This is a genomic window from Synechococcus sp. R5-12 (assembly GCF_047502655.1).
Lineage (GTDB): Bacteria > Cyanobacteriota > Cyanobacteriia > Thermostichales > Thermostichaceae > Thermostichus.
Genome location: NZ_JANSIM010000126.1, coordinates 1 through 10,418, shown reverse-complemented (window position 1 = coordinate 10,418; position 10,418 = coordinate 1). Strand labels below are relative to the sequence as shown.

General features: G+C 61.9%; 8 protein-coding genes. 7 read left to right on the top strand and 1 reads right to left on the bottom strand.

The features are described 5' to 3' along the window. Positions 1–305 precede the first annotated feature (305 nt). From NW843_RS07605 to NW843_RS07590, 4 genes are all read left to right on the top strand, one after another. Positions 306–1,670, top strand: coding sequence for a hypothetical protein (locus tag NW843_RS07605; protein ID WP_414342953.1), 1,365 nt, complete (start codon positions 306–308; stop codon positions 1,668–1,670). A gap of 41 nt (positions 1,671–1,711) precedes the next feature. Continuing rightward, positions 1,712–4,117 (top strand): primosomal protein N', encoded by a 2,406-nt coding sequence (gene priA, locus NW843_RS07600; protein ID WP_414522577.1) that lies wholly within the window; start codon positions 1,712–1,714, stop codon positions 4,115–4,117. A gap of 96 nt (positions 4,118–4,213) precedes the next feature. Further along, positions 4,214–4,585 (top strand): YtxH domain-containing protein, encoded by a 372-nt coding sequence (locus tag NW843_RS07595; RefSeq protein ID WP_414409151.1) that lies wholly within the window; start codon positions 4,214–4,216, stop codon positions 4,583–4,585. Further along, a complete protein-coding gene (locus NW843_RS07590; protein ID WP_414522575.1) occupies positions 4,582–5,130 on the top strand; it encodes a hypothetical protein in 549 nt (182 codons plus the stop codon). The genes NW843_RS07595 and NW843_RS07590 overlap by 4 nt, the downstream gene beginning before the upstream one ends. Here the strand turns inward: NW843_RS07590 and metG are convergent. Continuing rightward, positions 5,127–6,683 carry a methionine--tRNA ligase gene (gene metG, locus NW843_RS07585; protein WP_414522576.1) on the bottom strand — a complete coding sequence of 519 codons (1,557 nt, stop codon included), beginning with the start codon at positions 6,681–6,683 and terminating at the stop codon, positions 5,127–5,129. The two genes, NW843_RS07590 and metG, sit on opposite strands and share 4 nt — an antisense overlap. Positions 6,684–6,770: 87 nt before the next feature. Here metG and NW843_RS07580 point away from each other — a divergent pair, with 87 nt between their 5' ends. From NW843_RS07580 to NW843_RS07570, 3 genes are all read left to right on the top strand, one after another. After that, positions 6,771–8,654 carry an FAD-dependent oxidoreductase gene (locus NW843_RS07580; RefSeq protein ID WP_414522574.1) on the top strand — a complete coding sequence of 628 codons (1,884 nt, stop codon included), beginning with the start codon at positions 6,771–6,773 and terminating at the stop codon, positions 8,652–8,654. A gap of 65 nt (positions 8,655–8,719) precedes the next feature. Further along, positions 8,720–9,010, top strand: coding sequence for a hypothetical protein (locus NW843_RS07575; protein ID WP_414522573.1), 291 nt, complete (start codon positions 8,720–8,722; stop codon positions 9,008–9,010). Positions 9,011–9,100: 90 nt separating this feature from the next. Beyond that, complete coding sequence (locus NW843_RS07570) at positions 9,101–10,357, top strand: ATP-binding protein (RefSeq protein ID WP_414522572.1); 1,257 nt, start codon at positions 9,101–9,103, stop codon at positions 10,355–10,357. Positions 10,358–10,418: the final 61 nt, after the last annotated feature.

Sequence of the window (10,418 nt, the reverse complement as noted above, 5' to 3'; positions counted from 1 at the left end):
GAACAGTGATGTTCAGCAGTGTTCAGCGTAAATGTATCAGCACGCCCAAGCAAGGGGAGACCTCTTCCGGTCGGGATCGGGCCTCGCGGCCGAAAAAAAGTAAGCCAAGCCCTTCTGCCCAGTCCGGGGATTTGGGAACCTCAGAAGCAAGAGCGCGGCCAAAACAGGCCGATAGCACTCCGCGCCGTGCGGAGCAGCAGGAGATTTTACAAGATCACCCTTCTGGCTTGAACCCGCCCAAAAATCTCTCTATACTGCAGGGAACTTTATCATTTGCTCCCGCTTCTTCATCTCTCCTTCAATCTATGCGTGCTCCCTCTTCAGGTGACTCGGATCCCATCCTTTCAGAGACTCATGCGGGCTGTTCAGCATCCGAACCGGATCCCAGCACGGAGCGCCATTTGGCCCTGAGGCAGCAACAGCCCTTGGAGAGCCGTCTGCTCAAAGCCGAAGCCGAGCTCCAAGAGCGGCGAGTTCTTCAGGAACAACTGCAGGCTTTGCACCAGAAGGTGGCCGAACAAGAGAAGGCGCTGCAGGAGCGGGAGCATCTCTTGCAACAGTTGCAGCAGACTTTGGCGGCTCAGAAAGTCCAGATCTCGGATCAGGAAGCTCAGCTTGCTGCTCGGCAACGCTTAAATGAACGGCAGCGGCAGGATATCGAGGCCCTGCAGGAGCAGATTGAGCAGCTACGCTTGGCCCACGCTCAGGAGCGCCGTCAATGGGAACAGCGCCAGCAGGAGCTGCAGGCCTCTCTGCTGGAAGCCCAGGATGTGGCGGAAAAGCGGGTGGAAATGCTGCAACGCTTTAAGGCAGAGCTTTCTCTGGCCCGCACTCAAATTGCCGAAACTCAGGCGGAGCTGAGCAGCCTGCGGGCTTTGTACAGCGACCAACAGGCAGCCTGGCAGGAGCAACGGGAACACCTCGAGGCCCGTTTGGCGGGCTATGCCGAGACGGAAGCCGAGGCCGAGCAGCGCTGGCGGGAACAACGGCAAGAGCTAGAAGCAGCCCTGGCCGAAGCCCAAGCTCAATTGGCGGCTTTGCAAGCTCAGCAGGAGCATCTGCGCCAGGGATCCCTGGCGCAGCAACAGCTTCAACAGCAGTGGCAGGCCCAGGCCGAAGCGCTGCAAGTGGCCCTCTCTCAAGCCCAGGCGGAAGTTACCCGTTGGCAGCAAGAGCACCGCCATCTGCAGGAACAGTACGCCCAAGCCCAGCAGCATCTCTCCGCCATGGAGCGGCAGTTGCAGGCTGCCTTGGAGCAGTTGGCCGCCCAACCCGACTGGCAGCCACAGTTGCGCTCTGCGCAGGCAACCATTCTCCATCTGCAAGAAGAAATTGCAACCTTGTCCACGCAACTGGAGAAGCAAGCAGAGCAGATCAAAGCCCTGCAAGGGGAGCGTGCTGCCCTGTGGGAAGAAAACCGCTCTCTCCGAGAAAAATACGAGCAGCAGCAGATGCATGTGCTGAGCTTGAAGGCGGCTTTGGAACGCAAAGGCTTGGATGTCCCACCTCGGGCCGATACCTCCAGCGCCCTCACGCGAACAGAGTCCCTTGGCCAGGCTCTGTCTCCAACCCCTGCTGCCAAGCCTACAATTCAGCCCCTGGCCCAACCTCTACCGTCTCGGGCAAGCAAGCGGGCGGTCGATCTGCCGAGGTTTCTGCCCCGTCCGTGAGGGATCCCGTGTTGCAGCCTGTTCCTCCCCGCTGGCTGGAAGTGTGGGTGGATCATCCCCATTTGGGGGGCTGCTTTACCTATCGGGTGCCAGAGGGATCCGCGCCAGAAGCGGGCGACCTGCTCAGCGTACCCTTTGGTCAGCAAATGGCGGGGGCAGTGGCCTTGGGTTGGCGCTCCGAGCTGCCGGCAGGGGTGGATCCGCAGTCGGTGCGGGAGATCGAGGCGGTGGTGGCCAAAGGGATCCTGCCCAAAGAATTCTGGCCCCTGCTGCAGCGGGTGGCCGACTATTACCTCACCCCTCTGGCCCAGGTGGTGCGCACGGTATTGCCCCCCGGCTTGCTCAGCCGTTCTCAGCGGCGTGTCCGCTTGCTCAGGCTCCCTGCCGAAGGGGAGGAATGTTCGCCGGCTGCCCAAACCCTGCTGCAGCTGCTTCAGGCCAAAGGGGGAGAGCTGTCTTGGCGCTATGTGCAACAGCAGGTGCCCACTGCCGCCCTCGCCCTGCGGGAACTGCAGCGACGGGGTTGGGTGGAGAGCTTTTGGCAGGAGCAACAGGGGGGCAGGGTGAAAACCCAGCTGGCCGCCAGTCTGGCCGACGACTCCCCAGAGGGGCTGAGCCTCCCTCAGCAGAAGGCGCTGCAGATCCTCAAGCAGAAGGGGGGAGAGCTGCTGCTCGCCGAGTGGGAGCGCCTGGCAGGAGTGAGCCGAGCGGTTCTGCAGGGGTTGGCCCGCAAAGGCCGTGTCCACCTCTACGAGCGCCCACTGCTGCGGCTGGGAGATGCCAGCCCGCCGGGGTGGCGGGATCCGCCCAAGCCCTTGACGGCCGCCCAGGCCCAGGCGGTAGAGGCGATCCGGCAAGCTTTGGGCCGGTTCCAGCGGTTTTTACTGCACGGGGTCACTGGTTCTGGGAAAACGGAAGTGTACCTGCAGGTGATCGCCCAGGTGCTGCAGCAAGGACGGTCGGCGCTGGTGCTGGTGCCCGAGATCGGCCTTACCCCGCAACTGATGGATCGGTTTCGGGCGCGGCTGGGATCCCAGGTGTGGGCCTACCACAGCGGCCTCTCGGAAGGCGAGCGCTACGACACCTGGCGGCAGATGCTGTCCTCCACCCCCCAAGTGGTGATCGGCACCCGCTCGGCGGTGTTTGCCCCCTTGTCCAAGCTGGGCCTGATCGTCTTGGACGAAGAGCACGACGACAGCTTCAAGCAGGATCAGCCCCAGCCCTGCTACCACGCCCGTCAGGTGGCCGAGTGGCGGGCCGAGCTGGCCGGTTGTCCCCTGGTCCTGGGCAGTGCAACCCCAGCGGTGGAAACCTATGCCGCCCATCTGCAGGATCCGCAGCGGTGGATCCGGCTGGCCCTGCCGCAGCGCATCCCCCAAGCTGGGATCCCGGCCACCCTGCCCCAACTGGAGCTGGTGGACATGCGCCAGGAGCTCCAAGCCGGCAACCGCAGCATCCTCAGCCGCCGTCTACACCAGGCCCTGCAGCAGACGCTGGACAGAGGGGAACAGGCCATTCTCTTTGTCCCCCGCCGCGGCCACAGCACCTTCGTCTTGTGCCGGAGCTGCGGGTTTGTCCTCACCTGCGAGCATTGTGATGTTTCTCTCACCTTTCATCTGGCCCATCTCGGCGGGCAGGAACTGCGCTGCCACTACTGCGGCGCCCGCCAACCCCATCCGCAGCGCTGCCCCGCCTGTGGATCCCCCTACCTGAAGCACTTCGGCACCGGCACCCAAAAAGTGGTGGAAGTGCTGCACCAGCATTGGCCCCAGCTCTCGATTTTGCGCTACGACAGCGACGCCACCCGCCGCAAGGGATCCCATCGCGATTTGCTGGAGCAGTTTCGCAGCGGCAAGGCCCAGGTGCTGGTGGGCACGCAAATGCTCACCAAAGGGCTGGACATACCCCAGGTAACCTTGGTGGGCGTGATGGCCGCCGATGGGCTGTTGCACCAAGCCGACTATCGCGCCGGCGAGCGCAGCTTTCAACTGCTCACCCAAGTGGCGGGGCGCTCGGGCCGGGGATCCCTGCCAGGACAGGCGATTATCCAGACCTATCTGCCGGAGCACCCAATTTTGAGGGCGGTGCTGGCCCAAGATTACGAGGGCTTCTTGCGGGCAGAACTGCAACAACGGCAAGAGGGGGGCTATCCTCCCCATCGAGCCTTGATTTTGATCCGCTTGAGCAGCACCCGCCTGGAAGCCCTGGAGCGCTACTGCCATCGGGTGGCCGAACGCCTACAGGGGATCCCAGCAGAGGTGTTGGGGCCGGGGCCAGCTCAGGTGGAGCGGGTTGCCGGACGCTACCGCTGGCAGATCCTGCTGAAGCAACTGCCCGACCAAGATTGGGATCGCCCGAAGCTGGCTGCCCAGATCCAGGCCGCAATTGGCCATCCCCCCCAAGGGATCCGCGTCAGCCTGGATGTGGATCCCCTGCGGATTCTCTAGGGGCGGTCGGCGAAAGCAGAGAGCCCAGAGATCTAGAGAGATCTTGAGGTAGTCTAGTTTCGGGGCCACCCGTATCCAACTCAACTCTGGCAAAGCATGGCTGAAAACCGGACTGGTGCGTTTATCGGTGGGCTGTTGCTGGGAACTGCTGTGGGCACCGCCATTGGCCTGCTCTTGGCTCCCCGCAGCGGACGGGAAACGCGGCGACTGCTGAAGAAATCGGCAGAGGCCCTGCCAGAGGTAGCAGAAGATGTGACCAGCAGCCTGCAGTACCAATCGGAAAAGCTGCTCGACTCCGCCCAAAAAAGTCTGGACGAGGCCCTGCTGAGGCTGCAACAGGCGGTGGCGGTGGGCAAAGAGGCGATGCTGCAAAAGCGACAAGAACTGAGCCAAGCCCAAAACCGCAGCGTCCTGGCCAGGGAAGAAGCGAACTTAGAAGCCCAAGATCGACAGGAAGAAGCGCGATGACCGATCCGGTATTTTGGCTGGGCCTCTCGGTAGGTCTGGTGGCAGTGGGCATTTTGGCGGTGATCCTGACCCTGCTGCCCGCCGTCATTCAACTGGGTCGAGCTGCCCAGAGCGTGGAGCGCTTTTTCGACACGCTGCTGCGGGAATTGCCGCCCACGCTGGAGGCCCTGCGCCTGACCAGCCTGGAAGTGAGCGAGATTGCCGACAGCCTCGACGAAGGGGTGAAAGGGGCTGGGCAAGTGGTGAAGCAGGTCAACCGCTCCATCGAAGGAGCACGCACCCAAGCCCAGGGCGCCCAAGTCAATATCCGCAGCTTTTGGGCAGGGGTACGGGCAGCCTGGCAGACGCTGTCCGGCGAAGTGCCCCCCACCACTGGCGCGATTCATAACCCGCGGCTGCGCCCATCCGACCCGTCCAACCGTGCTTTCCCCGTCGCTTCCTCAACCATTCCCCTGGGGGATGTTCGCCCTTTTGCCGGCGGAGCCACACCAGAGGGATCCCAAGCCGCTGCCCAATCTTCCCGACCGGACATCGCCAATCCCTAGGCGTTCCTCAGGATCTTCTGAAAGACAGGCGTAGGAGGCTGGGGCTCTTGCCCGGGGGGAAGCTGGCCCCAAGTCGCATCGGGATCCCAGCGCAGTTGCAGGGTGTCGGTGAGGGAGAACCCCAGTTGCTGCAGGATCTTGAGGCTGAGAGCGGGAATGAGGGGCGAGAGCAGCACTGCCACCCAGCGCACGCTTTCCAGAACGGCATAGAGGATCTGGGCCACCCGTTCCCCCTGCCCTTGTTTGTGCAGCGTCCAAGGGGCCTGCTCATCTAGGTATTTGTTGCTGGCCTGGGCCAAGCTGAGGGCCTTGCGGGCGGCAGAGCCGGGATCCATCCCCTCGTAGGCCGCGGCCACCAGAGGGGCAAGGGTCTCGGCCAAGGTTTTGAGAGGGTGGTCAGCCGGGATCCCGACGGCGGGAATGCGGTAGTCCGGTTGATATTTCTTGAGCATGGTGAGGGTGCGGTTGAGCAGATTGCCCAGATCGTTGGCCAGATCGGCGTTGAGCACGTCAACGAAGCGGCCCTCGCTGAAATCGCCATCCTTGCCCAGCTCGATTTCCGTCAGAAAGTAGTAGCGCACGGCATCGGCGCCGTACTGGCGCACCAGCTCAAAGGGATCCACCGTGTTCCCCAGGCTTTTGCTCATCTTGAGGCCATCTTTGGTGAGAAAGCCGTGGCCAAAGATTTGTTTGGGCAGAGGCAGACCGGCCGACATGAGCATAGCCGGCCAGTAGATGGCATGAAAGCGGACGATGTCCTTGCCCACCAGGTGCACATCCGCAGGCCAGTAGCGGCGTAGGGCATTTGCCAAGGTGGGCTCGTCGTCAGGATCCAGAGCGGCACTGATGTAGTTGATCAGGGCGTCAAACCAGACGTAGAGGGTTTGGCCGGGATCCGCCGGAAAAGGGATCCCCCAGGAGACACTAGGGCGAGAGATGGAAAAGTCCCGCAGGCCCTGCTTGACAAAGTTAATCACCTCATTGCGGCGGCTTTCTGGCTGGATAAACTCCGGGTGCTCGGCATAGAGGGCTTCCAGCTTTTCCTGGTAGCGGGAGAGGCGAAAAAAGTAGTTTTCCTCGTCTTTCCACTCCACCTTCTTGGTGGGGTGCAGGGGGCAAAATCCTCCCTCTAGCAGCTCGGCCTCGTCTTTGAACTCTTCGCAGGCCACACAGTACCAACCCTGCTGCCGCCCAACGAAAATATCCCCCTGATCCCAAACCCGCTGAAAAAACTCCCGCACAATGGCTTTGTGGCGAGGGTTGGTGGTGCGGATAAAGCGGTCGTAGCGGATGTCTAGCAACTGCCAAAGCTGGGCAAACTGAGCCGCAATCTCGTCACAGTGCTGCTGAGGGGGAATGCCGCGCTCTTCGGCGGTGCGCTGGATCTTCTGGCCGTGCTCGTCGGTTCCCGTCACCATCAGCACATCCTTGCCCCGCAGGCGATGGTAACGGGCAATGGCATCCGCCACCAGGGTGGTGTAGGCGCTGCCGATGTGGGGAGCGGCGTTGACGTAGTAGATGGGGGTGGTGATGACAAAGGTGGAATCCGGCATGAGCATCCCCAAGGCTTTCTCCCATGATAGAGGTTGCCGGAAAGTCCAAAAGGCCAAGCTGTAGCGTGGGTGTGGAGAGGTCATTCGATGAAACTTCAGGTCAACCTTCTGGGGTGGAGCGGTGTGGCGTTGGGAGTAGGGATCCTCGGGGCGGGAGCGGGCCTGGCCCAACCCTCGACGGCGCCCCTGCCGGAAACCCGGATCCCCTGTGAGATTTTCATCGCGGGGGGCGGGCTGGGGGGGGTGGCGGCGGCCTATGACGCGCTGCAACTGGGCCGGCAGGTGTGCATGACGGAGATCACCGATTGGATCGGGGGGCAGGTGAGCGCCCAGGGAGTCTCCGCTTTGGACGAGCGACCCCTGCAACGAGAAAATGACATCTTCCCCAAAGGCTACAGCGAGTTTCGCCAGCGGGTACGGGAAAAATACGGCGGGGATCCCAATCCGGGCAAATGCTGGGTGAGCGTGCTCTGCTTTTCCCCTCAGGTGGGCCACCAGGTGATTCGGGAGATGTTGGATCCCTATCTGCAGTCGGGGCAGTTGCGGCTGTTCACCGAGACGGTAGTGAAGGATTTGGAGATCAAAGACTCTCAGATCCGCAGTGTGCAGGCCATCCGCAACATCCCCAAACACGCCGGCGTGGAGCCGGAGCAGCGGGGGGATTTGTCCACCTATCTCCTGGACTTTTACCGCCTGGAGCCCACCGAGGACTGGGACAAGGAGATCCTGCGCTTTGAGCCGCCGCCAGAACGCCAGGGGAAAACCCTGCCCTGGGTGGTGATCGATGCCACCGAAACCGGCGAGCTGCTGCCCTTGGCGCGGGTGCCCTACCGCCTGGGAACTGATGGCCAAAGCCGCTGGGAACCCAGCTCCAAGCCCTATGTGGATCCCTACTGTACCCAGGGCTTCACCTACACCTTTGTCCTGGAGCGCTCTGCTGTGCCCCAAGTCCCCATCAAGCCCGAGTTCTACAATGACCCACTGCACGGCCCCTACTACAGTTACGAACACCCTCGCTTCAACTTTGCGCTGATCTTCACCTACCGCCGCATCCGGGGACAGGTGTTCGGCTTTGGGGAAGAGGCCATCCGGGTGGGGGATCAGTCAATGCAAAACTGGACTTGGGGCAACGACTGGCGCATCACAGGGCCGGAGATGAACCTCATCCTTACCCACGAGCAACTGCAGGCCTCAGGCCAACTGCAGCCGGGCGGCTGGATGGGGGGCCTGCGGGTGGAAGCCCTGCGGCGAGCTGAGCAGCATGCTAAGGGCTTTTTCTACTGGCTGGTGGCGGGAAGGACGGATTTTCTCCTGCAACAGGAGGATCCCAACTTTCAAAAAGACTTCTACTTGCGCTATGCCTACCTACGGGGGCCCAATACCCCCATGGGAACTGCCAGCGGCCTCTCCAAGTACCCTTATATCCGCGAGTCGCGGCGCATCATTGGTCGGCCCAGCCTCTCCTACCCAGAAGGATTTACCATCTACGAGTCGGACATCACCACACGGGAATCGGAGTTGAATCGTGGTCGCCCCTTTATCTTCTACGACTCAGTGGGGGTGGGCCAGTACCCCATCGACTTTCACGATTGCCTGCTGCCGGGTTTTTCCCTGCCCCCCAGCAACAACAAAGACGCGCAGGCCCCCAGCTACCCTTACCAGATCCCCCTGCGGGCGCTGATCCCCCAGCGCATTGACAATCTGCTAGCCGGCAACAAAAATATCGCCACCAGCCGCATTGCCAGTGCCTCCTACCGGGTGCATCCGGTGGAATGGGCCATTGGCACCGCCGCCGGCCACACGGCCCACTTTGCCCTAGAACGGGATCTGATCCCGGCGGAGATCGTGGAGGAGCCGCTTTTGGATTTGCGGCTGTTGCCAGCTCTCCAGGCCCAAATCCAGAGCTTGGGCAACCCCATTCAATTTCCTGGCACCACCATTACCGCCACCGATTGGGCCCAATCCCGCTAGCCTAGAAAGGCAGGGTTGGGAGTTGACCGGTGGATCCCGTTGGGGTTGGACTTGTGGGCTGGGAGATGCTTCGCCCCTCTTTATGGGCCGCCACGGCTCTGTGGGGCTTAGGGCTAATGTGGGGGTTTTCGCCGCTGCATCAAAAGCTGCAGGAGAGCTGGGAAAAGCAATTGCTATGGGATCCCAGTGGAGCTTTGGCTTCCTTGCTGAGCACCCTTCCCTTTTTGCTGGCAGCAGGCTTGGTGGTAGCCCTGACGGAGATCTCCTTGGGCAAAAGCTGGGTCGTCTCCTGCGGCCTGATCGCCTGCGTCGGCGGAGGCCTCTATGAACTGGGCCGGCGGGACAATGCCAGGTAACTCAAGCGCTCCGTGTTGTTAACGCAACTACCCCCAGTCTCCTCCCCTAGGGAGCGGATAAGCAACGCCAAGTTAGAGCGGCTTCAAGCGATGACCCCCCTCCAAGAAGCAGCAGAAGCAGCGGCCAAGCTGCTGGTATTCCGGGACATCTGCACCCACCCCCTAGCCCTAGCCTGGCAGGAGCTGATCCAGCAGTTGATGACAGGGGATCCCTTGCCTTGCTGGGCGGCCTACGGGCGCTGGTTTGAGCAGTTGGCCCGGCAGGGCCTGAGCTGGCGGCAATGGCTGATCCGGGAGATCCGCTGGGCAGATAACCCCTTTTCCCGCGCGGCGCTGCGATCCCAAGAGATCCCAGAGCCTCTGATGCAGGCTGCCCGCCACGACCTGCGCTGTCTGCAAACCCTAGCGGACAGTCAGGAGACCATTGCCGAGCAGATGCAGGCGTTGGGGTTGGGGATCCCCTGGCCGGATGAAAACAACAGCAGCTTCGGCTGGGATCCCCGCTCTTTTGCCGATTGGGGCCAGAGCTTGGAGACCTTAATTGCCCACTACCGCCAAAGGGGGGTAGGGCTCTGTGGTCGCTACTGGGCCTTTCGCTGGGGGCCAGCAGGGCTAGAAGGGATCCCTGCTCCCGATCTGTCTGACTGGGAGGAGATCTACGGCTACGAACGGCAGAAACAGCAGTTGGCGGCCAACACCGAAGCCCTGCTGCGGGGGGATCCGGCTTTGCATGTGTTGCTCTACGGGGCGCGGGGTACGGGCAAGTCTTCCCTGGTGAAGGCCTTGTTGCGCCGCTACGGCCTGCAGGGGCTGCGCCTATTGGAGCTGAGGCGAACAGACTTGATTCAGTTGCCGGAGATTTTGGCAGAGCTGCGGGCGCAGGTGTTGCCTTTCATCTTGTTTGTGGACGATCTCTCCTTTGAGGCAGAGGAAACCGAGTTCAAGCAGCTCAAGGTGCTCCTGGAGGGGGATCTCGTTGCGCCGCCCCCCAACGTGCGCCTTTATGCCACCAGCAACCGCCGCCATCTCATCCGCGAGTTTTTTGGCGATCGTCCCAATCCCCAAGATCAAGAAGTCCACGCCTGGGATACGGTCCAGGAAAAGCTGTCGCTGCGGGATCGCTTCGGCCTCACCCTCACCTTCACCCCCTTCACCCAGGGAGATTACCTGGCAACCGTAGAACACTTGGCCCAGCGGCTGGGTTTCACCCAATCTCTGGATGCCCTGCGCCGCCAGGCCTTAATCTGGGCCCAACAGCAAAACGGCTTTTCCGGTCGCACTGCCCGTCAGTTTTTGGATGCCGTTCGGGCAGGGCTGGTGAAAGGCAACGATGGACTTCCGAGCTAGAGGTGGTGACTATTCCAAACTGATACATTTACGCTGAACACTGCTGAACATCACTGTTCAA

Coding starts and splice junctions, on each gene's coding strand:
- NW843_RS07595 (WP_414409151.1), top strand. CDS start 4,214: ATGGCTGAAAACCGGACTGGTGCGTTTATCGGTGGGCTGTTGCTGGGA.
- metG (WP_414522576.1), bottom strand. CDS start 6,683: ATGCCGGATTCCACCTTTGTCATCACCACCCCCATCTACTACGTCAAC.
- NW843_RS07590 (WP_414522575.1), top strand. CDS start 4,582: ATGACCGATCCGGTATTTTGGCTGGGCCTCTCGGTAGGTCTGGTGGCA.
- NW843_RS07580 (WP_414522574.1), top strand. CDS start 6,771: ATGAAACTTCAGGTCAACCTTCTGGGGTGGAGCGGTGTGGCGTTGGGA.
- NW843_RS07605 (WP_414342953.1), top strand. CDS start 306: ATGCGTGCTCCCTCTTCAGGTGACTCGGATCCCATCCTTTCAGAGACT.
- NW843_RS07575 (WP_414522573.1), top strand. CDS start 8,720: ATGCTTCGCCCCTCTTTATGGGCCGCCACGGCTCTGTGGGGCTTAGGG.
- NW843_RS07570 (WP_414522572.1), top strand. CDS start 9,101: ATGACCCCCCTCCAAGAAGCAGCAGAAGCAGCGGCCAAGCTGCTGGTA.